At 60.3% G+C, this 21820-nt stretch carries 21 protein-coding genes; 11 read left to right on the forward strand and 10 right to left on the reverse strand.

From position 1 onward, the window contains the following. The 5 genes from GQF03_RS08715 (at nt 1) to GQF03_RS08735 (ending at nt 6197) form a co-directional block, all read left to right on the forward strand. The gene (locus GQF03_RS08715) at nt 1-300 is read left to right on the forward strand and encodes a sarcosine oxidase subunit delta (protein WP_161338851.1); all 300 of its coding nucleotides are present in this window, start codon (nt 1-3) and stop codon (nt 298-300) included. Continuing rightward, complete coding sequence (locus GQF03_RS08720; protein ID WP_161338852.1) at nt 297-3314, forward strand: sarcosine oxidase subunit alpha; 3018 nt, start codon at nt 297-299, stop codon at nt 3312-3314. The genes GQF03_RS08715 and GQF03_RS08720 overlap by 4 nt, the downstream gene beginning before the upstream one ends. Beyond that, on the forward strand, nt 3307-3870 hold the full coding sequence (locus GQF03_RS08725; protein ID WP_161338853.1) for a sarcosine oxidase subunit gamma: 564 nt from the start codon (nt 3307-3309) through the stop codon (nt 3868-3870). Before GQF03_RS08720 ends, GQF03_RS08725 begins: the two co-directional genes overlap by 8 nt. A gap of 114 nt (nt 3871-3984) precedes the next feature. Further along, a complete protein-coding gene (gene hisN, locus GQF03_RS08730) occupies nt 3985-4791 on the forward strand; it encodes a histidinol-phosphatase (protein ID WP_206376275.1) in 807 nt (268 codons plus the stop codon). Between the two features lie 38 nt (nt 4792-4829). Further along, nucleotides 4830-6197 carry a glutamine synthetase family protein gene (locus GQF03_RS08735; protein ID WP_161338854.1) on the forward strand — a complete coding sequence of 456 codons (1368 nt, stop codon included), beginning with the start codon at nt 4830-4832 and terminating at the stop codon, nt 6195-6197. Here the strand turns inward: GQF03_RS08735 and GQF03_RS08740 are convergent. Together GQF03_RS08740 and GQF03_RS08745 are read right to left on the reverse strand one after the other, a co-directional pair. Continuing rightward, on the reverse strand, nt 6190-6654 hold the full coding sequence (locus GQF03_RS08740) for a GNAT family N-acetyltransferase (RefSeq protein ID WP_161338855.1): 465 nt from the start codon (nt 6652-6654) through the stop codon (nt 6190-6192). The two genes, GQF03_RS08735 and GQF03_RS08740, sit on opposite strands and share 8 nt — an antisense overlap. 59 nt (nt 6655-6713) lie before the next feature. Beyond that, complete coding sequence (locus GQF03_RS08745) at nt 6714-7466, reverse strand: DeoR/GlpR family DNA-binding transcription regulator (protein ID WP_161338856.1); 753 nt, start codon at nt 7464-7466, stop codon at nt 6714-6716. A gap of 210 nt (nt 7467-7676) precedes the next feature. Between GQF03_RS08745 and GQF03_RS08750 the strand changes: the two genes are divergently transcribed. From GQF03_RS08750 to GQF03_RS08760, 3 genes are all read left to right on the forward strand, one after another. Beyond that, on the forward strand, nt 7677-9068 hold the full coding sequence (locus GQF03_RS08750; protein WP_161338857.1) for an aldehyde dehydrogenase family protein: 1392 nt from the start codon (nt 7677-7679) through the stop codon (nt 9066-9068). Nucleotides 9069-9078: 10 nt separating this feature from the next. Beyond that, nucleotides 9079-10260, forward strand: coding sequence for an iron-containing alcohol dehydrogenase (locus GQF03_RS08755; protein WP_161338858.1), 1182 nt, complete (start codon nt 9079-9081; stop codon nt 10258-10260). Between the two features lie 131 nt (nt 10261-10391). After that, complete coding sequence (locus GQF03_RS08760; RefSeq protein WP_161338859.1) at nt 10392-12017, forward strand: Na/Pi cotransporter family protein; 1626 nt, start codon at nt 10392-10394, stop codon at nt 12015-12017. A gap of 9 nt (nt 12018-12026) precedes the next feature. On the opposite strand, the gene GQF03_RS08765 is transcribed toward GQF03_RS08760, so the two are convergent. The 6 genes from GQF03_RS08765 to GQF03_RS08790 all read right to left on the reverse strand — a co-directional run bounded on the left by GQF03_RS08765 (nt 12027) and on the right by GQF03_RS08790 (nt 16840). Further along, a complete protein-coding gene (locus GQF03_RS08765; protein ID WP_161338860.1) occupies nt 12027-12782 on the reverse strand; it encodes a glycerophosphoryl diester phosphodiesterase in 756 nt (251 codons plus the stop codon). Further along, nucleotides 12779-13468, reverse strand: coding sequence for a uracil-DNA glycosylase (gene ung, locus GQF03_RS08770; protein WP_161338861.1), 690 nt, complete (start codon nt 13466-13468; stop codon nt 12779-12781). Before ung ends, GQF03_RS08765 begins: the two co-directional genes overlap by 4 nt. A 132-nt stretch (nt 13469-13600) precedes the next feature. Next, nucleotides 13601-14566, reverse strand: coding sequence for an ABC transporter permease subunit (locus GQF03_RS08775; protein ID WP_161338862.1), 966 nt, complete (start codon nt 14564-14566; stop codon nt 13601-13603). Beyond that, complete coding sequence (locus tag GQF03_RS08780; RefSeq protein WP_161338863.1) at nt 14556-15416, reverse strand: branched-chain amino acid ABC transporter permease; 861 nt, start codon at nt 15414-15416, stop codon at nt 14556-14558. The genes GQF03_RS08775 and GQF03_RS08780 overlap by 11 nt, the downstream gene beginning before the upstream one ends. A gap of 10 nt (nt 15417-15426) precedes the next feature. After that, complete coding sequence (locus GQF03_RS08785; protein ID WP_161338864.1) at nt 15427-16128, reverse strand: ABC transporter ATP-binding protein; 702 nt, start codon at nt 16126-16128, stop codon at nt 15427-15429. Beyond that, nucleotides 16121-16840 carry an ABC transporter ATP-binding protein gene (locus GQF03_RS08790; RefSeq protein WP_161338865.1) on the reverse strand — a complete coding sequence of 240 codons (720 nt, stop codon included), beginning with the start codon at nt 16838-16840 and terminating at the stop codon, nt 16121-16123. The genes GQF03_RS08785 and GQF03_RS08790 overlap by 8 nt, the downstream gene beginning before the upstream one ends. Before the next feature lie 252 nt (nt 16841-17092). Between GQF03_RS08790 and GQF03_RS08795 the strand changes: the two genes are divergently transcribed. From GQF03_RS08795 to GQF03_RS08805, 3 genes are read left to right on the forward strand one after another with little or no spacing between them, the layout of a single operon-like run. Continuing rightward, nucleotides 17093-18262, forward strand: a complete 1170-nt coding sequence (locus GQF03_RS08795; protein WP_161338866.1) for a substrate-binding protein — start codon at nt 17093-17095, stop codon at nt 18260-18262. A 13-nt stretch (nt 18263-18275) separates the two neighbouring features. Beyond that, complete coding sequence (locus GQF03_RS08800; RefSeq protein WP_161338867.1) at nt 18276-19013, forward strand: isochorismatase family protein; 738 nt, start codon at nt 18276-18278, stop codon at nt 19011-19013. 36 nt (nt 19014-19049) lie between these two features. After that, the gene (locus GQF03_RS08805; RefSeq protein WP_161338868.1) at nt 19050-19838 is read left to right on the forward strand and encodes an alpha/beta fold hydrolase; all 789 of its coding nucleotides are present in this window, start codon (nt 19050-19052) and stop codon (nt 19836-19838) included. Here the strand turns inward: GQF03_RS08805 and fghA are convergent. Further along, the gene (gene fghA / locus GQF03_RS08810) at nt 19835-20674 is read right to left on the reverse strand and encodes an S-formylglutathione hydrolase (protein ID WP_161338869.1); all 840 of its coding nucleotides are present in this window, start codon (nt 20672-20674) and stop codon (nt 19835-19837) included. The genes GQF03_RS08805 and fghA overlap by 4 nt on opposite strands. 8 nt (nt 20675-20682) lie before the next feature. Next, nucleotides 20683-21792 carry an S-(hydroxymethyl)glutathione dehydrogenase/class III alcohol dehydrogenase gene (locus GQF03_RS08815; RefSeq protein WP_161338870.1) on the reverse strand — a complete coding sequence of 370 codons (1110 nt, stop codon included), beginning with the start codon at nt 21790-21792 and terminating at the stop codon, nt 20683-20685. Nucleotides 21793-21820 lie beyond the last annotated feature (28 nt).

A 21820-nucleotide genomic window follows, 5' to 3' on the forward strand; every position in this document is an offset into this window, starting at 1 on the left:
ATGCTCAATATCGACTGCCCCTGGTGCGGCAAACGGCATGAAACGGAATTCCGCTACGGCGGGGAGGCGCATATCGCCCGCCCGGAGGACCCTGCCAAACTTGATGATGCAGAATGGGCGGAGTTTCTCTTCATGCGGACCAATACGAAAGGCTACTTCGCCGAACGATGGCTTCACAGCCACGGCTGTCGACGCTGGTTCAACGTGATCCGCCATACGGTCACCCATGAGATTGTCGGTTCCTACAAGATGGGCGAGAAACCGCCGAAGCTGCCGAAATCGGCCGGGGGCGCAAAATGACACAAGCCTTTCGTACCACCTCCGGCGGGCGCATCGACCGCAAGAAGGCGATCACTTTCACCTTCAACGGCAAGCCCTACATCGGCTATGAGGGCGACACACTTGCCTCGGCATTGCTGGCGAACGGTGTGCATCTTCTGGGACGGAGTTTCAAATATCATCGCCCGCGCGGCATTGTTGCGGCGGGCGCGGAAGAGCCGAACTCCATGGTCCAGCTCGGGGAGGGCGCGACGACCGAGCCCAATATCCGAGCCACGCAGATTTCCCTCTATGACGGGCTAACGGCGAGTAGCGTCAATGTCTGGCCGAATGTGGAATTTGATATCAGCGCGATTAACGGCCTCTTTGCCAAGATCATGACGGCGGGCTTCTATAACAAGACCTTCATGTGGCCGCGGTCCATGTGGATGAAGCTCTATGAGCCGGTGATCCGACGCGCGGCGGGCTGGGGCAAGGCGCCAACGCAACAGGATCCGGATATCTATGATCATATGCATCTGCATGTGGAGGTGATGATTGTCGGCGGCGGTCCGGCGGGGCTGATGGCGGCGCTGGCGGCGGGGCGGGCAGGCGCGCGAGTCCTGCTGGTTGACGAACAGAGCGAATTCGGCGGCAGTCTCCTTTCCAGAAAGCGGCAGATTGGTGCCAAGGACGAGGCGGGCTGGATCGCCGAAATGGTGGCGGAACTGGAGGCCATGCCCGATGTCACCTTGCTCTCCCGCTCGACCGCCTTCGGCTATTACGATCATAACTATCTTTGCGTGCTGGAACAGAAAACCGATCATCTGCCTGCGGCTGAGCGTGTCGGTAAGGTGCGGCAGCGGGTCTGGCATGTCCGCGCGGGGCAGGTGGTGCTCGCCACCGGCGCCCATGAACGCCCGCTTGTCTTCGCCGATAATGACCGGCCGGGGATCATGCTGGCGGGGTCGGTGCAGACTTACGTGAACCGCTATGGCGTGCTGCCGGGCAAAAAGATGGCGCTGTTCACCAACAATGATGCGGCCTATGAGGCGGCGATCGATCTGCAGGCCGCGGGCGGCGATGTGGTTGCGATCATTGACTGTCGGAGCGAAGTGAGCGGGGAACTTGTCGATGCGGCCCGCGCCCTCGATATCGAAATTCTCGCGGGCCATGCCATTACCGGCACATGCGGCGGCAAACGGGTTGAGAGCGTTGAGGTGCGTGCCATCCAGAAAGGCGCGAAGGTCTATACTTCTGCCGCCCGGCAGATCAAATGCGATCTCGTCGCCATGTCCGGCGGCTGGAGCCCGGTCGTCCATCTTTTCAGCCAGTCGCAGGGCCAGCTTGAATATGACGAGGAAAAGGCCTGCTTCCTGCCGGGAACGCCACGTCAGGCGCAGCAGGTGGCGGGTGCGCTTGCCGGAGAGTTCACGTTAAAAGACTGCCTCGCGGGCGGGTACAAGGCCGGGGCAGATGCGGCGCGCGCGACCGGCTTTACCCCGAAACGCAAGCCCGCCGCACCGGAGATTGACGAGCCGGACCTCAGCGGGATCGAGCCTTTCTGGATCGTGCCGGGATCGCGTCCCATCGGGGAGGGGATGGCCAAACATTTCGTCGATCTGCAGAATGACACGACCGCCGCGGATATTGAGCTTGCCGTGCGTGAAGGTTTTGAATCGGTCGAGCATATCAAGCGTTACACCCTGACCGGCTTTGGCACGGATCAGGGAAAAACGTCTAATATCAATGCTTTGGCCATTCTCTCGGGTATATTAGATAAACCAATCCCGAAGGTCGGCACGACCACCTTCCGTCCGCCTTACACACCGGTCTCCTACGGCGCGCTGGCCGGGCGCAACCTTGGCGACTGGTCCGATCCGGTGCGGGTCACCAGCATTCATGACTGGCATGTGGAGAATGGCGCGCTCTTTGAGAATGTCGGGCAGTGGAAGCGGCCCTGGTACTTCCCGAAAGCGGGGGAGACGATGCAGGACGCACTCAATCGTGAATGCCTGGCTGTTCGCAGTGGTGTCGGGGTTCTCGATGCCTCAACCCTCGGCAAGATTGATATTCGCGGGCCCGACGCGGCGGAATTCCTGAACCGTATCTATACAAATGCCTGGGCAAAACTCGGGATCGGGCGGGTGCGGTACGGCCTGATGTGTCATGAGGATGGCATGGTGTTCGATGACGGCACAACGGCGCGTCTGGCGGAAGACCGGTTTCTAATGACCACCACCACGGGCGGGGCGGCGGGCGTTCTCGACTGGCTGGAGGAATATCTGCAGACCGAATGGCCGGAGTTGAAGGTCTATTGCAACTCCGTCACCGAGCAATGGGCGACCGTTTCCATCGCCGGGCCGAAGGCGGGGGCCGTGCTCAAAAAGCTCGCGCCTGATATGGACCTGTCGCAAGAGAATTTCCCGTTCCTCTCCTTCAAGGAAGGGGTGGTCGCCGGGATTGACGCGCGGGTCTTCCGTATCAGCTTTACGGGCGAACTCACCTACGAGATTAACGTACCCTGGACCTGCGGCCGGGTGCTCTGGGAGGCAGTGATGGAGGCGGGGGCGGAATTTGACATCACGCCCTACGGTACGGAAAGCATGCATATCCTCCGCGCGGAAAAAGGCTTTATCATCGTCGGGCAGGAGACGGACGGCACGACAACGCCGCAGGATCTCGGCATGGACTGGATCGTCTCCAAGAAGAAGCCGGACTTTATCGGCAAACGCTCCTTCACGCGGAGTGATACGGCCCGCGCGGACCGCAAGCAGCTGGTCGGGCTCCTCACCGATAAGCCGGATGACGTCCTGCCCGAAGGGGCGCAGCTCGTCTTCATTCCGCACTCGCCGAAGCCGATGCCGATGGCGGGTCATGTAACGTCGAGTTACTATAGCGCCACGCTTGGCCGGTCCATCGCGCTGGCGCTGGTGAAAGGCGGCCATGACCGGATGGGGCAAAAAATCTTTGCCCCGCTGGAAGGCAAAACCGTCACGGCGGAGATCGTCGATCCGGTGTTTTATGACAAGGAAGGGGAGCGATTGAATGGCTGAGACACCCTGGATCACCCCCGCCGCCATCGCGGAGACTTTTCCGGAAGGCCTGAAAGAGCTTCCACCGAGGGCACAGGTCAATCTGCGAGGGAGTGTAACCGATTCGGCCTTTACCGATGCCGTGAAAGCGGGGACGGGGATCGCCCTGCCGGACACCCCGAACAAGACGGCCGCGGGCACGGACTTCAAGGCCCTCTGGCTCTCTCCCGATGAATGGCTGCTGGTGGGAGAGGGGGAGGCCGCTTCCCTCGTTCAGAAGCTGGAGGCGGCGCTCTCCGGGCAGCATGTCGCGGTCAATGATGTGAGTGCCAACCGCACCATATTCGAGCTGTCGGGCCCGCATAGCCACCCTGCGCTGATGAAAAGCTCGGAGTTTGATTTTCATCCCCGTGTTTTTGCCCCCGGCGATTGCGTTCAGACCCTGATTGCGAAATCGCAGGCCATCGTCGAGCAGACCGGCGAAACCGCCTTCCATATCTACGTTCGCAGTTCCTTCAGCCGCTATGTCGGCGCCTGGCTCGCGGAGGCGCTGGCGGAGTATTCCGTGGCAGAATGACCATATTATTTTGGTCCTTGTTGATTTAGTTGAATATCTTGCGGAAATTTGTGGAGAAGCGACGCGTCTGCTGCTATGAAGGGCCGAATAGTTCTTAAAGCGTCGCGTGAGATTATGCCCAAACCCGATTTTATGGCGGCCCCGGTCGGGGGCGCATTGGCCGAAATGGCCGAATTCACCTGCTCGCTTGCGGGCGCCGCGGCGGCCGTCACCCGGTCCTATTTCCGCAAGCCCATCGACGTGATCCAGAAACTTGACAATTCCCCGGTCACCATTGCCGACCGGGAATGCGAGGCGCGCATCCGCGAGATGATTACGGAGCGGTATCCGGGGCACGGCATTCTCGGGGAGGAGCATGGCTTCGACGGCAAGGAGCTCTCCGATATCTGGGTGATCGATCCGATCGACGGAACCAAGAGCTTTATTTCCGGCCTGCCGCTCTATGGCACGCTTCTCGCCTTCACCAGGGATAATGATGTACGCATCGGCGCGATCTCGATGCCGGAGCTGGGCGAGTTCTGGATCGGCGTCGCCGGTGAGGGATGCTATTTCAATGGCACCCCCAGCCGGACGAGCGACTGCCGCGATCTCGGCGATGCCATCCTGATGACGACGGCGATTGAATATTTCTCGTCGGAGAACCGCGACAAATTTGCCGAGCTCCGCGAGAAAACCCGTATCCGGCGCTATGGCGGCGATTGCTACATCTATGCGATGGTCGCCTCCGGCTGGGCCGACCTCGCCGTCGAGACCGGCCTGAAAAGCTATGACTTCATGGCCCTCGTCCCGGTGATCGAGGAGGCGGGCGGCGTCATTACGGACTGGTCCGGTAATCGGCCGGACATGAATTCCGACGGCACCATCGTTGCCGCGGCAACCAAGGAACTTCATCAACAGGCGCTTGAGATTCTAGGCCGTTAAGGTAGGCTGACGACGGGCGCATCTACAAGGGGAATTATATGGACGCGCGTTTCGTCAAAACAGTAACCGATGCCCGCAGCATTATCGAAGATCGTGATCTTGATTTCGTCAAGGTGGGTGTTTTCGACATTGACGGTGTCCTGCGCGGCAAATATCTCAGCAAGGACAAGTTTTTCAGCATTCTCGAGACCGGTTTCGGCTTTTGCGACGTGGTGCTTGGCTGGGACGTCAATGATCAGCTTTACGATACCGACAGCTATACCGGCTGGTCCAACGGCTATGCGGACGCCAAGGTGGTGCCGATCATCGATAGCTGCCGCGAATTGCCGCTTGAAGACAACATGCTGTTTTTCCAGTTGGAATTCGGCGACCGCGCCGCCCATGTCTGTCCGCGCCAGACATTGAAGCGTGTCCTCAAGCGGGCGGCGGATATGGGCATCCATGCGACGGCGGCCTGTGAGTTCGAGTTTTTCATGTTCAACGAGACGCCGCATTCGGTGCGCGAGAAGAATTACCGCGGCATGACGAACTTCACGCCGGGTTTTTTCGGCTATTCCATGCTCCGCGCGTCGGTCGAGAATGATTTCTACGAACAGCTTCTCTCGCTCTGCCAGGAAATGGACATGCCGCTCGAGGGGTTGCATACGGAGACGGGTCCCGGCGTTCTCGAGGCGGCGATCGCCTATGACGAAGCGCTGAAGGCCGCCGACAAGGCGGGCCTGTTCAAGACCTTCACCAAGATACTTGCCGAGAAAAACGGCCTCATGGCGACCTTCATGGCGAAATGGTCGAAGGATTTCCCGGGCCAGAGCGGCCATATCCATCTTTCGCTCCAGGACAAGGACGGCAAGGGGTTGTTCTTTGACGAGAGCAAGGAGGATAAATTCAGCGACACCATGCGTCATTTCATTGGCGGTCAGCAGAAGCTGATGCCGGAACTGCTTGCCATGATCGCGCCGACGATCAACAGCTATACCCGGATGATTCCCGGTTTCTGGGCGCCGACGGAGGCAAGCTGGGGGATCGAGAACCGGACCACGGCGCTTCGGGCCATTCCCGGATCGGATAAATCGCAGCGGGTCGAATACCGGATTGCGGCGGCGGATATCAATCCGCATATTGCGATTGCGGCGGCGCTCGGCTCCGGCCTCTGGGGGATCGAGAACAAGATTGAACCGACGGCGGCGGTTGTCGGCAACGCCTATACGCAGGAATTCCCGGACGAGCTCATGCTGCCGAAAACCCTCTGGGAGGCGGCACAGGCGCTCAAGAAATCGGCGGCGGCGCGGGATTTGTTCGGCGACGCCTTCGTCGATCACTATGTGGTCACCCGGGAATGGGAGGAACGGGAGTTCCGCAAGGCGATCACCGACTGGGAACTGCAGCGCTACTTCGAGATTATCTGAGTGGCAGCGTGAGGAGCGGCAATTCGCGCGTCTCCTCCACCTCCGAGCGGCACCAGCCGATCTGCTTCGCGCCCATTTTCCGGTAGAAGCCGAGTGCATTGGGATCCGCCTCGATCCGGAGGGAGGGGTAGCGGAGCCGCGCCGCTTTCTCCGCCGCCTCGCGGATCAGCAGGCGGCCGTAACCCTTGCCCATGGCGAGCGGGGAGACATAGAGAAGCTGAAGTTCGGCCTCCTCCGGGTCGAAGGACAGCAGGTAAAATCCGGCGATCCCGTCGTCATCCTCAAGGACGCCGCTCTCCCATTCCGCAATCATCCGGGGCGTGACAGTCAGCACCGCCTCGCAGCCCGTCATGAAATCATCGTCATATCCCCAGAAGGCTTTTGACGTCAGCGCAAGTTCGGTCAGCGCCGGGCAGTCGCGCTCCGTTGCGGGCCTGATTTTCGGCGGCGAAGTCATCGGTGTATTTCCCTCCATCGGCCGGATACCGATGTGAAAGCGGGCTTAGCGCCGGAGGTTCAGGCAATCATGATCCGTTCCCGGCCAAGCTTGTCGATGATGCTTTGCGGCGGCGGCTGATCGGTGAGGAGGAGATCGACGGCGTCGAAATCGCAGACCTTGACGACGCCCGGCCGGTTGAATTTCGTGTGATCGGCGACGATGATGATGCTGGCGGCCTGCGGCAGGATCGCCCGCTTGAACTCCGCCTCACCAAGGTCGCAGTCGAGAAAGCCCTGATCGGCGCTGATGGCGGCAATCGACAGAATGGCGCGCTCGGTCGCGAATTGCCTGGCGAAATTCACCGCTGTCGGGCCGTAGGTCGCGCTGTCGTCGGCGCGGATTTCACCGCCTGCCATGAAAACCTTGTTGTTGTTGCGTCCGCATAGATCGCGGGCGACTTCCGTTGAATTGGTGACGATGGTCAGGTCGCGATGCTGGCTCAACGCCTTGGCGACATAGCAGGACGTGCTGCCGTTATCGATAAGCAACGTCTCACCATCGACGATCAACGAGGCGGCAAGCTTGGCGATGCGCTGCTTCTCCCGCCGCTGCGCTTCCAGCCGGCGCAGGAACGGGGCCTCAAGCGCGGTATTGGGAAGCATGACGCCGCCGTGGATTTTCTCGACGGCGCCGAATTTCGCCATCTCCTTGATGTCGCGGCGAATCGTCTCGTCCGAAACACCGAGTTTTTTCGCAAGTTCGATTATGCCGCAGGATTTTTCTACCTGCAGCATGTTCATGATGGCCAGTTGTCGTTTTGTTTGTTTCATTTTTCCCGCCGGGCCTCCGAATTTATACGGACAATCCATCTTTTAACTAGCATGTCTTTGGCGAAAATTAAATCAAAATGTGGAAATCAACATTCTGCGCCGCGAAAAATACCCAAACAGACACTTTTATACTCAAGGACCTGAAAAATTGATGTTGGAGTCTTGTGGAAAAATGTTAGAACTTGGGAAATCTCAAATTGGATGGATTGAATGTCGGAAAGCTTGAAAACGATCAGCCCGGTGGATGGCAGCCTCTATGTCGAGCGCGCCTATACGCCGCCTTCGGAAATCGACGCCATGCTGACGCGGGCCCGCGCCGCGCAGCGGGATTGGCGCAGGAAATCCGTGGCGGAACGGGCCGCGCTACTCGCGAAATGCGTCGATGGTTTCGTCGCCCGGAAGGACCGGATCGTCGAGGAGCTGGCCTGGCAGATGGGCCGACCGGTGAAATTCGGCGCCGGCGAGGTCGGCGGCTTCGAGGAGCGGGCGCGGCATATGATTTCCATCGCCGAAGACGCCCTGAAAGAGATTGAAATTCCAAAAAAAGACGGCTTTACCCGCTATATCAAGCGGGAGCCTGTCGGGGTCGTTTTCACCATCGCCCCCTGGAATTTTCCTTACATGACGGCGGTGAATTCCATCGTTCCGGCGCTGATGGCGGGAAATGCGGTGATCCTGAAACATGCGACGCAGACCCATCTCTGCGGCGAGCGAATGGTCGAGAGTTTTGTCGAGGCGGGGCTGCCGAAGGACCTGTTCCAGATTGTCGTCGCCAGCCACTCGGCGGCGGCGAAAATCATCCAGTCCGATCAGGTGGATTATGTCTGCTTTACCGGCTCGGTTCCGGCGGGCCGCGCCATCGAGGAGGCGGCGGTCGGTCATTTCCTCGGCGTCGGGTTGGAGCTCGGCGGCAAGGATCCGGCCTATGTGCGGGCCGATGCCGATGTCGCCTATGCCGCGGAAAATCTTGTCGATGGCGCCATGTTCAATTCCGGTCAGTCCTGCTGCGGGATCGAGCGGATCTATGTCCATGCCGATGTCTATGACGATTTCGTTGAAAAATTCGTCGAGGTGGTGAAGGCATACAAACTCGGCTCGCCCCTCGATCCGGAAACCACCCTGGGCCCGCTCGTCAATGCGGCGGCGGCGGATTTCGTCCGCGGCCAGGTCGCCGATGCGGTCAAGGTGGGCGCGAAATCCCTGATCGATCCCAAACTCTTCCCGGCCGACAAGCCCGGCACGCCCTATCTTGCCCCCGATGTCGTCGTCGATGTCGATCACGGCATGCGGATCATGACCGAAGAAAGCTTCGGTCCCGTCGTCGGCATCATGAAAGTGGCCTCCGATGAGGAAGCGATCAAATTGATGAACGACAGCGAATTCGGCCTGACCGCCTCCGTCTGGACGACGGACGAGGCGGCGGCCATCCGCATCGGCGATCAGGTCGAGACGGGCACCTGGTTCATGAACCGCTGCGACTATCTTGATCCGGCTCTGGCCTGGACTGGCGTCAAGAATTCGGGGCGTGGCTGCACCCTGTCATCGGTCGGCTATGAAAGCCTGACGCGGCCGAAATCCTATCATCTCAGAACAGCAATTTAAGGACATATTCATGGCAACAGACGCGAGCGCCCTCATCGGCAACTGGAACTACCCGACAGCGATGCGGTTTGGCGTCGGTCGCCTCAAAGAGCTTGGGGAAGCCTGCAAGACGCTCGGGATGACGAACCCGTTGTTGATCACCGATCCGGGCCTCGCGGCGCTTCCGATGATCGCCGAGGCGAGGGAAGCCTGCAAGAAAGCCGGTATCGGCTGCGGCCTTTTCAGCGATATCAAGGCGAACCCGGTCGGCAAGAATGTCGATGACGGCGTCGCCGTTTACCGCGCCGGCGGTCATGACGGGGTGATCGCCTTTGGCGGCGGGTCGGGGATCGATGCGGCGAAGGCCGTCGCCGTCATGGCCAACCAGAAGGAAACCGTCTTCGGCTATATTGCCGGTGGCCGCGACTGGGAGGAGATTCCGGCCGCCGACGTTCCGCCGATCATTGCCATTCCGACAACCTCGGGCACGGGGTCGGAGGTCGGCCGCGCCTCGATCATCACCGATGAAGCCAATCATGTGAAGCGGATCGTCTTCAATCCGAAGATGATGCCCGCCATGGTCATTGCCGATCCGGCACTCACCGTCGGCCTTCCCAAAGTGATTACGGCGGCCACTGGCATGGATGCGCTGTCGCATAATCTGGAAGCGTTCTGTTCGCCGCATTTCCATCCGATGGCGGAAGGGATCGCCATCGAGGGCATCCGCCTGGTGAAGGAATATCTGCCGACGGCAACCTTCGAGGGCGGTGATCTCGTCGCCCGCAGCCAGATGATGATTTCCTCCTCCATGGGGGCGACGGCGTTTCAGCGGGGCCTTGGCGGCATGCATGCGCTCGCCCATCCGCTGGGGGCGCTCTATGACGCGCATCACGGCATGCTGAATGCCATCCTTATGCCCTATGTACTGATCCGCAACCGCGATGTCATCGCCGACCGGCTCGCGCGGCTGTCCGCCTACCTGGGTCTGGCCAAGCCGTCCTTCGATTCGTTCCTTGGCTGGGTTCTCGATCTGCGCAAGCAGCTCGGGATCCCCAACGATCTGGCGGCGCTCAACATTGATGCGGCGCAAGCGGCGCTTGTCGGGAAAATGGCCGTCGAGGATCCGTCCTCCGGCGGCAATCCGATTTCCCTCACAGCGGAGGAATACAGCCGTCTCTTTGAAAAGGCGGTGGCGGGCGATCTGGCGGCATGATCCTTCCGTCAGCGGTTTTTGTGGAACTCTGCGCGAAAATTGTTGAAATTTTTGGATTTAAGCATCAATTCGTTTCCAGCCAGATATAATGGAAGCGGCAGGCGGCGAATTCAGTTGAAGGTACAGGCGTTTTGGACGGAACCATAGTTCTCATAAATCTGCTGGGAGGGGTCGCCCTCCTGTTATGGGGCCTGCGCATGGTCAGCACGGGCGTCATGCGCGCCTTCGGCCGCGAACTTGGTTTGTTCCTGAAATTCTGTCTGAAAAACCGCGTGCAGTCCTTTTTCGGTGGCCTGACCGTAACCATGCTCCTGCAAAGCAGCACGGCGACGGCGCTGCTGACCGCGACATTCGCGGGGCGGGGCCTGCTTCCGGCAACGGCGGGGATCGCGATCATTCTCGGCGCCGATGTCGGCACCACCCTTGTCGCCCAGATCCTGAGCTTCGATCTCTCCTTCCTCGCGCCGGTGCTGCTGTTCGTCGGATTTGTCCGTCATGCAACCGCGGGCGCGACACGGGCCAAGAATCTTGGGCGTATCCTGCTCGGGCTCGGGATGATGCTGACGGCGCTGAAGATGCTGGCGCTCGCCTCCGAGCCGATCCGCGATTCCTCCGTCTCGCAATTCGTTCTCTCTTCTCTCTCCGGGGAGCCGGTCCTTGTCGTCCTGATCGCGGCGATCATCACGCTCGTCGCCCATTCCTCGCTGGCGACGGTGCTGTTCGCGCTGTCGCTATCGCTGACCGGTCATTTTCCGATCGATGTCGCCTATGCGATGGTACTCGGCGCCAATCTTGGCGGCGCCGCCCCGCCGATCATGGCGACCTTGAAGGCGGAGAAGGCGGCCCGCCGCGCGCCGCTTGCGAACCTGATCTGCCGTCTTGTGATTGTCGTCGCGGTCCTTCCCTTCATCGGACTGATCGAACCGCAGCTCGCGGCGTTTGAGGCCGAGCCCGCGCGCCAGATCGTCAATTTCCATACGCTGGTCAATCTCGCCTGCGCGCTTGTCTTCCTGCCCTTTGTCGGGCCGCTTGGCCGCCTCACCGAACGGTTGCTACCCGAGGACGCGGAGGAGGACCCCAACGCGCCGCAACCGCTGTATCTTGACAAGGCCGCGCTTGAAAGCCCGCAACTCGCCATGGCCAATGCGGTGCGGGAAACGCTCCGGATGGGGGATGTACTGGAGAAGATGTGCCGCTCCCTCCGTCAGACCTTCGGCGGCAATGATATCCAGATGTTCCGGCAGATCCGCGACGGCAACGACGCGATCAAGGATTTCGACGGGGCGATCAAGGGCTACCTGACGAAGCTGGGCCGGGAATCGCTCGACGAGAAGGACGAGATGCGCTGCACGGAAATTCTGAATTTCACGACGGCCATCGACCATATCAGCAACATTGTCGTCATGAACATGCTGGAAGTGGTGGAGACCTGCCATAAAAACCAGGTGGCGATTGCCGACGAGGATATCGAGGATGAAGTCCGGCTGCTCGATATGGTGCTGGTGAATTTGCGCATGTCGTTCAGTGTCCTGATGACGGAAAACGCCAATACGGCGCGCAACCTGATCAAGCGCAAGCAGGTCTTTCGCGAAGCCGAGCGCAAGGCGGTGAACGAGCATTTGAAAAGACTGCGCAGCGATCGGATGCTGGATCAGGAGGCAAGCGCCATCCATCTGAGCCTGCTGAGCGATATGCGGCGGATCAATTCGCTGCTGTCGTCAAATGCCTATCTCGTCGCCGGCCAGATCGAACAATAGGCGGCGGCGTCAGAGATTCAGGGTCTCGAACATCCGGTCGGGAAAATCCGTGATAATCGCATCGGCGCCCCAGTCGAGAAGCCTTCGCGCCTCCTCCGGGTCATTCACCGTATAGACAAGCAGGTAATAGCCGGCATCCTTGATGGCCCGGGCATCGGCCGCCGTCAGGTAATGGCGTTCGCAATGCAGCGACGCGCAGCCATAGTCCGCCATCCGCGTCTGCCAGTCCGGCGGGACGGCGGAGGTAAGGTAGCCGAGCGGCAGCGCCGGGATATGGCGATGAACCTCGATCAGGCATTCCACGGCGAAGGAGGAGATCAGCAGCGGCAGCTTCGCCGGCCAATCGGCGAGAAGTTCCTTCGCCACTTGCTGCGCCGTCGGAATTTGCCAACCGACCGTCGGCTTGATTTCGAGATTGAGCCCGAGGTCGAGGCTGCGCAGCGTATCCGTCGCCTCTTTCAGGGTGGGGATCCGCTCGCCGGCGAATTCCGGCGCGAACCAGCGTCCGGCGTCGAGTTTCCTGACCTCCTCCAGTGTTTTCAGGAGGATCGGCCCGCTGCCGTCGGTGCAGCGCCGGACATCGCTGTCATGCTGGATGACCGCGACATCATCCTTCGTGACCGTCACATCGATTTCAACGAAACTTGCGCCGGTTTCGGCGGCCTTGCGGATGGAGGCGAGGGTGTTTTCCGGCGCGAGGCCGCAGGCGCCCCGATGGCCGACAATTTTCGGCAGTTTGCGAAAAACCGCGTCGGCGGACATCATACCAATTCTCCCACTGTCCAGTCGATCGGCGTCTGGCCGGTCTGCTTGAGATAATCATTCGCCTTCGAAAAATGCCCGTTGCCGATAAAGCCGCGATGGGCAGAGAGGGGGGAGGGATGCGGGCTTTGCAGGACCAGGTGCTTCCCGCGGTCGATGAAGCTGCCCTTCTTCTGCGCATAGCTGCCCCAGAGCAGGAAAACGATATGCTCGCGTGTCTCGTTGAGGGCGGCGATAGCGGCATCGGTAAACTGTTCCCACCCGCGGCCCTGATGCGAACCGGCCTTTGCCTGCTCGACGGTGAGGACGGCGTTCAGGAGCAGCACGCCCTGTTCCGCCCAGCTCATCAGATTGCCATGGCGCGGGTAGGGCAGGCCGAGATCGCGGTGCAGTTCCTCATATATATTGCGAAGCGACGGCGGGATCCGCACGCCCGGCGGCACCGAGAAGCTGAGCCCGTGCGCCTGGCCGGGGCCGTGATAGGGGTCCTGCCCGATGATGACCAGCTTGACCTTGTTGAAGGGCGTGCTGTTGAGCGCCGCGAAGATGTTTCCGCCCGCCGGGAATATCACCTTTCCCGCCGCCTTCTCGTTTAGCAGAAATTGCCTGAGTTCGCGCATATAGGGTTTGTCGAACTCCGGCCGGAGCTGTTCAAGCCAGCTTTTCTCAAGCTTAGGGTCCGGCCCCATCAGTCTGTTCCCTTTTGCGCGTTGCCAAGGACGGCGCGTCCTTCCGATTTTCGAATCTGTTTTATTATGAATTTGTTTCTTTGCAAAATAATTATGGTCCCGCCGCGGGAATTCGCGGCCATCGGTCGCGGCTCAGCGGCGTTTTCCCTCGGTCAGCTTCTCAAGCGGCGTCGCCAGCAGGCCCTTGGGCAGCAGGACGACGCTGATCATGAAGGCGATGCCGAGGATCAGGATCCAGTAATCGCCGAAAATCTCCGAGAGCCAGCTTTCCGCCGTGCGCGTGAGAATGGCGCCGAGAAAGGCCGCGAGCAGCATCTCCTTGCCGCCGATGGCGACCCAGATGAGCGCCTCCGTCGACAGGGTGAAACCGATCAGCGTCGGCGAGGCGAAGCCGTCGAGGGTGACGAACAGCGCGCCCGCGAGCCCGGCGATGGCAGCGCTTAAAGAGAAGACCGAAAGGCGGATATTGAGCACGCTGTAACCGAGCGAGGCGAGACGGTCGGGATGGGTCCGGCAGGCAGTGAGGCGAAGGCCATAGGCGGAATTGAGCAGCGCCGTCGTGCCGAAAAAGATAACAGCGACAACGATGAGGATGGCGTAAAAGGTCGGCACCCGGTCCCAGAGCTCAAAACTCGCGCCGAAGAAGGTGAGTTTGATCGGCGGCACGTTGAGAAGGCCGTTATAACCGCCGAGCCCGTACCAGTTATTCATCAGCCGTTCCAGCACCAGCGCGATGGCGAGGGTAATGATGGCGAGATAGGCGCCGCTGATCCCGCGCCCCGCGAAGAGGAAATAGCCGAGCGCTAGCGCGAACAGCGCGGCCCCGGCCATCGCGGCGATGAGGCCGAGATAGCTGCTGGTGATATCGGGCAGGACCATTCCCTTGGTGATCACCGCCATGATATAGCCGCCGATCCCGAAAAACATCGCCTGGCCAAAACAGAGGATGCCGCCATAACCCCAGACGAGGGAGAGGGAAATCGCCAGCAGGCCGTAGACGAGATATCCGGTCAGCTGCCCGGTCCAGTATCCGCCGATCACCGGCGGCGCGGCGGCCAGCGCGGCGAAGATGAGGAGGGCAATCAGGCTATTTCGCACGGCGTCCTCCCAATATGCCTTCGGGCTTGAGGCGGATGATCAGGATGGCGAGGATATAGACGGTGATCAGCGCCGCCACCGGCGAAATCCAGACGGCCAGCAAATTCCCGACGCCGCCGACAACCGCGCCGCCGACCAGTACGCCTGCCAGCGCCCCGGCGCCGCCGACGAGGATCGAGAGGAAGCCCGGCACCAGATAGCCGAGGCCCATCTGCGGATCGACGCTGATGATCGGCGCGACCAACGCCCCGGCAAGTCCCGCGAGCGCCGTGCCGATGACGAAGCTCCAGCGGTACATCCGCCGGGTATCGATGCCGAGGGTTGCCGCCGTCGTCGGCCGCGCAATCACGGCGCGCGCCATCAGCCCGAAATCGGTGCGGATAAACAGCCAGAAGGTTCCGCCGATGAGAACGGCCGAGACCGCCATCAAAACAAGGCGATAGAGCGGATAGCTGAAGGCGCCGAGGGTCAGTGTGCCGTCAAGGGGCAGGGTGACACTCTGGGATTCCGGCCCGAAACTCAGCACGATGAGCTGCTTGAGGGCGATCGACAGGCCCCAGGTCGCAAGAATCGTATCGAGGGGACGGTGATAGATATGGCGGATCAGCGCCGTCTCGATCAGCAGGCCGAGAAATCCGACGACGAGAGGCGCGAGGACAAGGCCGGCGAGAAAGGGGAGGCCCGCGCCCTGAGCCGCGACCATCACAAAGGCGCCGATCATGAACAGCTCCCCATGCGCCATGTTGATCACGCCCATCATGCCGAACACGATCATCAGCCCGAGCGCGACCAGCACGAGGATCAACACGTAGGAAGTCACATCGAGAAATACGGGAAGAAGTTCGCTCAATCCAGCCTCCCTATACCGACAGATACCGATGCAACAGCGCATCGTCGCGGCGGAGCGTCGCGATATCGCAGCTTTCGCGGATCGCGCCGTTTTCCATGAACATCACCTGATCGGCGAGAATGCGGACCATCTCGACATTCTGTTCGACGACCAGGATGCTGAGCCCGGTTTCGCGGGCGATTTTCGCAAGCTGCAGGCCAATCTCCTGGACGATGCTCGGCTGGATGCCCTCCGTCGGTTCGTCGAGGAGGAGCAGCTTCGGTCCGGCGATCAGGGCGCGGGCAATCGCCAGAATCTGCTGCTGCCCGCCCGAGAAGGTCCCGGCGCGCTGTGTCTCCCGCTCCTTCAGGATCGGGAACCAGCCGTAGATTTTATCGAAGGGAAGGGCGGTCGCCGCGTCATGGCCCATCAGGCTGAGGCGAAGATTGTCGCGCACCGTGAAATCGTCGAAGATCTCACGCCCCTGCGGCACATAGCCGATCCCGGCGCGGGAAATCAGATGCGTCGGCCGTGTCTCGATCGACGCGCCGTCGAAGTTGATCCGGCCCGACTGCGCCCGGATCAGCCCCATGATGGTTTTGAGCAGCGTCGTCTTGCCCATGCCGTTCCGCCCCATGAGGGCGGTGACCTGCCCTTTCGCGATCCGGCAGGAGACATCGCGCAGCACCAGCGCCTCACCATAGCCCGCCGAAAGCCCCGTGATCTCAAGCATCGACGGTTTCCTCCGCGGTGCCGAAATAGAGTGCTTTGACGTCCGCATCGTTCCGGATTTCACTGAAATTACCGGATTTTAGTATCTTTCCCTTCGACATCACATGAACCGGACAGGCAAGATGTTCGATAAATCCCATGTCATGCTCAATGACCAGCACGGTCAGGCCGCGATCCCGGTTGATGCGATGGATCAGTTCCGCGGTTGCGCGGGTCTCCGGCGCGGTCATCCCGGCGGTTGGTTCGTCAAGGAGGATCAGCGCGGGTGCCTGCGCCAGCAGAAGACCGATCTCCAGCCACTGCTTCTGGCCATGGGCGAGCTCTCCGGCCAGGGTATCGGCCTGATCTTCGAGATGGATTTGCGCAAGAATGTCAGCCTGCGCCGTCCGGTCGTTCTGTTTGCGGCTGGCGACGATCAGATTTTCGCGCACCGTCAACTCGTCGAAGATGGCCGGAACCTGGAACTTGCGTCCGATGCCGAGGCGGGCAATCTCATGGGGCGGGCGGCCGGTGATATTCACCCCTGCAAACAGGACCTCACCCGAATCGGGGCGGATCGTACCGGTAATGAGGTTGAACAGCGTTGATTTCCCGCAGCCGTTCGGCCCGACCAATGCATTGACGCTGCCCTTCGCGATATCGAGGGAGAAGCCGTCAACGGCGCAGAGGCCACCGAAATTCTTTGTCAGGGATTTCAACTCGAGAAATGACATGCGACAATCCGGGTGATTCAGGTAATATTATAGGTATGCATACAAATGATGAACGTGCACATACAAAGTTTTAATATGTATACGTTCGAATTTCCCGATGAATTCGCCAAAATCCGGTTATTTTCTGAAAGCATAGCGGTAATTATTTGATTCTTCTACTGTAACTGGCATAACCATGCACAATTCATTTTACCGGACAACTGTTTTGTCACGCCGCGATACCGGCCTATATATGAAAATGAGGACGACGAGATGATTGATATTTCCAGACGACACTTCATGGGCGCCATGGGGGCCACAGTTGCCGCCTCGGCCATCGGCATGCCGGCCATTGCGGCGGGGAAAACCATCAAGGTCGGCGCGGTACAGCCCTTCTCCGGCGGGCTGGAGCTGTTCGGCAACCAGGCAAAGATGGGCCTCGATCTGGCGGTCGCCGAGATCAATGCCGCCGGCGGCATTCTAGGCCATGATGTCGAAATCCTCTATGAAGACAACAAGACCGATCCGAAAACCTCGGTCGAGAAGGCGAAGAAACTGATCGAACGCGATGAAGTCATTGCGATTTCCGGTCCCATCACCTCGGCCGGGCGCGATGCCATGGCGGCGACGATGGAGCGGGGCAAGACGCCGCTTCTCTATGCGACGAACTATGAGGGCGGCATCTGCAACCGCTACCTCTTCTCCTTCAATACGGTGCCGAATCAGGACACGGCGCCGCTGATCCCCTATCTCAAGGAGGAAGGCATCGGCGACAGCTATTACATGTTCGGCGCGGATTATGTCTGGCCACGCAACATGTTCAAGACGGCGAAAGGGATTATCGCCGATATCGGGGGCAGCACGCTGGGTGAGGAATATACGCCCTTCGGCGTCAAGGATTTCGCCCCGATCATCCGCAAGATCGCCGATTCCGGCGCGAAGATCCTGCTGTTTGCGCTGCCGGGCGCGGACGGCATCACCTTCATCAAGCAGGCGGAGGAATTCGGCCTCACCAAGACGATGAAGATCGCTTTTCTCGGTTTCGCCGAAACCTATCTCGGCGCCTTCGGCCCGGGCAAGGGCGAGGGGATGTATGCCGGGGTTCCCATGGTCGCCAGCTCGCCGGAGCCGGGCGTCCAGGATTTCGTCGCCAAGATCCGCAAAGCCGCGGGCGATGACGCGGTGGTTTCCTTCTATGTGATGACGCATTATAATTCGCTGATTGCGCTCAAGGGCGGAATTGAAAAGGCGGGCAAGGTGGACCGGGAAGCGGCCATCGACGGCATGGCCGGGCTCTCCTTCACCATTCCGACAGGCCCGGCGATGATCACCGAGGACGATCATCACACGGCCATGAATATGTATATTGCCAAGACCGAGGATGGCACGCTGAAGGTGGCCAAGGAACTCGGCCTGATCAAGCCCGCGCCGCAGTGCGGCTAGGCAAGGAGAGAAAATGACGACCCGCGACCTGACCAACGATCTGGCAGCGGCGATGCCGCTCAGCTTCGCCGATTTCGACCCGAGAGCCGAGGGCCGGAAAGCGGGGCTGGTGATCGTCGATGAGGTCAACGGCTTCGCCACCGTCGGGGCCGGGGCACTTGCGCCGCCGGCACCGAATGAGCAGGTCTCAACAATGGTATCGGAAACGGTCAGCCTCGCCCGGCATTTCACGGCGCAGGGCTGGCCGATCCTCGCCTTCCTCGACACCCATATCCCCGGCAAGCCCGAGCCGCCCTATCCGCCGCATTGCGAGGCGGGCACCGGGGAGGAGGAACTGGTGCCGGAGCTTAAATGGCTGGAGCAGGACGCCAATACCACGCTCGTCAGAAAGGACTGCATCAACGGCTTTATTGGCGCGACGCGCGCCGATGGCACGAACGCGGTAGCCGACTGGGTCAAGGCGAACGGGATCACCGACCTTCTGGTCGTCGGGATCTGCACGGATATCTGCGTGATGGATTTCGTCCTGACGAGCTTGAGCGCCCGCAATCACGACATGATGCCGGGATTGAAGGATATCCATGTCTATGACAGGGGCTGCTCGACCTACGATCTGCCGCGGAGCGTCGCCGAGGAGATCGGCTATGGCGCCACCGCCGCCCATCCGCAGGACGTGACCCACTATATGGGGCTTTATTTCATGGCGAGCCGCGGCGCGCAGCTTGTCAACAAGGTGCTGCTTCCCGCATAATGATCCCGCCCGTCCAAAAATAACAAGGGAGAGATCATGACAATCACGGCAAATGGAATAGAGTTTGAAACCAGCTTCGAAGGGCCGGAGGATGCACCTGTCGTCACGATGAGCCATTCGCTTTGCTGCGATCTCACCGCCTGGGACGAACTCGCCGAAGACCTCAAGAAAGACTATCGCGTGCTTCGCTATTCCTTGCGTGGCCATGGCAAGAGCGCGCCCATTCCCGGACCCTATGATTTCGGCATGCTGGCGGCCGATGTGGCATCGATCCAGAATGTCTATGGCGTGACGAAAAGCCATTTCGTCGGCCTCTCCATTGGCGGCATGATCGCGCAGGAATTCGCGCTCCGCTATCCGGACCGGGTCGACAGGCTGGTGATTTCGAGCTCCCTCTGCGCATTGCCTGACGGCGCGGCGGCGCTCTGGCCGGAACGCATCCGCCTCGCGGCGGAGCAGGGACTGGCGGCGACGGTCGAGCCGACCATGTCCCGCTGGTTCGTCGAAGGATCGCTTGAGGGACGGCCCGAGCTTGACGCGCGGGTCCGCAAGATGATCCTTGACACCTCTGTTGAGGGATATATCGGCTGCTGCCACGCGATTGCCGGTATTGACCTCAAGGACCGCATTCCGGCGATCAAGAGAAAGACCCTCGTCATTGTCGGGCGGGAGGATATGGGCACGCCGCTCAGTTCATCGGAACTGATCCACCGGCAGATTGAAGGATCGAAACTGGTGGTCGTCGACAACGCGGCGCATCAGCTCGCCATCGACAAGCCGGAGATCTTTAACAAGGAAGTCCGCAAGCATCTGGCCGACGCCTAGGTCCCCGTCAAATGCGCCGCATGATGGCGGATATGATCTTCCATGAAAGTCTGGATGAAATAATAGCTGTGATCATAGCCGTCCTGCCGCCGGAGGGTGAGGGGCTGTCCCGCTTCCTTGCAGGCCGCCTCGAATATCTCCGGTTTTAGCTGCTCGCACAGGAACTGGTCGGCCGTTCCCTGATCGATCAGGATATGCGGGGCGCGCTTGCCGTTCTTGACAAGCGCCGTCGCGTCATACTCTGCCCAACTGGCTTGGTCGGTCCCGAGATAGCCGGTGAAGGCCTTTTGCCCCCACGGGCATTGCATGGGGGAGGAAATCGGCGCGAAGGCGGAGACGGATTTATAGAGTTCCGGATTTTTAAGCGCGATCGTCAATGCGCCATGCCCGCCCATGGAATGACCGAAAATGCCTGTCCGGTCGGGATCGGCTGGAAATTTCTCGTTGATCAGCAGGCGAAGCTCGTCCCGGATATAGCTGTACATCCGGTAGCAGTCGGCCCAGGGCTCCATGACCGCATCGAGATAGAACCCGGCTCCGGTGCCGAAGTCCCAGTCATCTTCTTCCCCCGGCAGGCCGACACCGCGCGGGCTGGTGTCCGGCATGACCAGCATCAGACCATGCTCCGCCGCAACGCGCTGCGCGCCCGCCTTGATGGTGGCGGTTTCCTCCGTGCAGGTAAGGCCCGCAAGGTAATAAAGAACGGGCACGGAGGCCGATGTCGCCGCGGGCGGCAGATAGACGGCGAACCGCATCTCGGAGCCCGTCTCGGCGGAGTCATGGGCATAGAAGCCCTGAATGCAGCCGAAGCAGGCCTGCTCGGAAAGGGTTTTCATCGCCGCGCTCAAAAAGTGACGACGCTGCGGATGGATTTACCCTCATGCATCAGGTCGAACCCCTCGTTGATTTTTTCAAGAGGCATGACATGGGTGATCAGGTCATCGATATTGATCTTGCCATCCATATACCAGTCGACGATTTTCGGAACGTCCGTGCGGCCCTTGGCGCCACCGAAGGCCGTGCCTTTCCAGACGCGTCCCGTCACCAGCTGGAACGGTCGGGTGGAGATTTCCTGACCCGCGCCCGCAACGCCGATGATAATGCTCTCTCCCCAGCCCTTGTGACAGCATTCCAGCGCCTGGCGCATGACATTGACATTGCCGATGCATTCAAACGAGTAATCCGCGCCGCCCTTGGTGAGATCGACGAGATAGGGAACGATATCGCCTTCGACCTCTTTCGGGTTGACGAAATGGGTCATGCCGAACTTCTCGCCAAGCGCTTTTCGCGCGGGGTTAAGATCGACACCGACGATCATGTCGGCGCCAGTGAGGCGCGCGCCCTGAATGACATTGAGGCCGATGCCGCCAAGACCGAATACGACCACGTTATCGCCGGGCTTGACCTTCGCCGTATTGATGACCGCGCCGATGCCGGTGGTGACGCCGCAGCCAATATAGCAGACCTTGTCGAACGGCGCGTCCTCGCGGATCTTGGCGAGCGCGATTTCCGGCACGACCGTATAGTTCGCGAAGGTCGAGCAGCCCATGTAATGGAAGACCTTCTCGCCATTGATCTTGAAGCGGCTGGTCCCGTCGGGCATCAGGCCCTGACCCTGCGTGACGCGGATCGCCTGACAGAGGTTGGTCTTGCCACTGGTGCAGTAATCACACTGGCGGCATTCCGGGGTATAAAGCGGGATGACATGATCGCCTTTTTTCAGGCTCGTGACGCCCGGTCCCACATCGACGACGATGCCTGCGCCCTCATGACCGAGGATGGCGGGGAAGATGCCTTCCGGGTCTTCGCCCGACAGGGTGAAGGCGTCCGTATGGCACAGGCCGCTCGCCTTGATCTCGACCAGCACTTCGCCCTCGCGCGGGCCATCAAGCGTGACGGTTTCGATTGTAAGGGGTGCGCCGGCTTTATGGGCGACTGCCGCTTTTACATCCATTTCTCATTCCCTCGCGATTAGACTGATG

This window comes from Sneathiella chungangensis (assembly GCF_009882935.1).
GTDB classification, from domain to species: Bacteria; Pseudomonadota; Alphaproteobacteria; order Sneathiellales; family Sneathiellaceae; genus Sneathiella; species Sneathiella chungangensis.

Bases quoted from the DNA above. Each gene is read 5' to 3' on its own strand.
- GQF03_RS08715 (WP_161338851.1), top strand. From the start codon at position 1: ATGCTCAATATCGACTGCCCCTGGTGCGGCAAACGGCATGAAACGGAA.
- GQF03_RS08720 (WP_161338852.1), top strand. From the start codon at position 297: ATGACACAAGCCTTTCGTACCACCTCCGGCGGGCGCATCGACCGCAAG.
- GQF03_RS08725 (WP_161338853.1), top strand. From the start codon at position 3,307: ATGGCTGAGACACCCTGGATCACCCCCGCCGCCATCGCGGAGACTTTT.
- hisN (WP_206376275.1), top strand. From the start codon at position 3,985: ATGCCCAAACCCGATTTTATGGCGGCCCCGGTCGGGGGCGCATTGGCC.
- GQF03_RS08735 (WP_161338854.1), top strand. From the start codon at position 4,830: ATGGACGCGCGTTTCGTCAAAACAGTAACCGATGCCCGCAGCATTATC.
- GQF03_RS08740 (WP_161338855.1), bottom strand. From the start codon at position 6,654: ATGACTTCGCCGCCGAAAATCAGGCCCGCAACGGAGCGCGACTGCCCG.
- GQF03_RS08745 (WP_161338856.1), bottom strand. From the start codon at position 7,466: ATGAAACAAACAAAACGACAACTGGCCATCATGAACATGCTGCAGGTA.
- GQF03_RS08750 (WP_161338857.1), top strand. From the start codon at position 7,677: ATGTCGGAAAGCTTGAAAACGATCAGCCCGGTGGATGGCAGCCTCTAT.
- GQF03_RS08755 (WP_161338858.1), top strand. From the start codon at position 9,079: ATGGCAACAGACGCGAGCGCCCTCATCGGCAACTGGAACTACCCGACA.
- GQF03_RS08765 (WP_161338860.1), bottom strand. From the start codon at position 12,782: ATGATGTCCGCCGACGCGGTTTTTCGCAAACTGCCGAAAATTGTCGGC.
- ung (WP_161338861.1), bottom strand. From the start codon at position 13,468: ATGGGGCCGGACCCTAAGCTTGAGAAAAGCTGGCTTGAACAGCTCCGG.
- GQF03_RS08785 (WP_161338864.1), bottom strand. From the start codon at position 16,128: ATGCTTGAGATCACGGGGCTTTCGGCGGGCTATGGTGAGGCGCTGGTG.
- GQF03_RS08790 (WP_161338865.1), bottom strand. From the start codon at position 16,840: ATGTCATTTCTCGAGTTGAAATCCCTGACAAAGAATTTCGGTGGCCTC.
- GQF03_RS08795 (WP_161338866.1), top strand. From the start codon at position 17,093: ATGATTGATATTTCCAGACGACACTTCATGGGCGCCATGGGGGCCACA.
- GQF03_RS08800 (WP_161338867.1), top strand. From the start codon at position 18,276: ATGACGACCCGCGACCTGACCAACGATCTGGCAGCGGCGATGCCGCTC.
- GQF03_RS08805 (WP_161338868.1), top strand. From the start codon at position 19,050: ATGACAATCACGGCAAATGGAATAGAGTTTGAAACCAGCTTCGAAGGG.
- fghA (WP_161338869.1), bottom strand. From the start codon at position 20,674: ATGAAAACCCTTTCCGAGCAGGCCTGCTTCGGCTGCATTCAGGGCTTC.
- GQF03_RS08815 (WP_161338870.1), bottom strand. From the start codon at position 21,792: ATGGATGTAAAAGCGGCAGTCGCCCATAAAGCCGGCGCACCCCTTACA.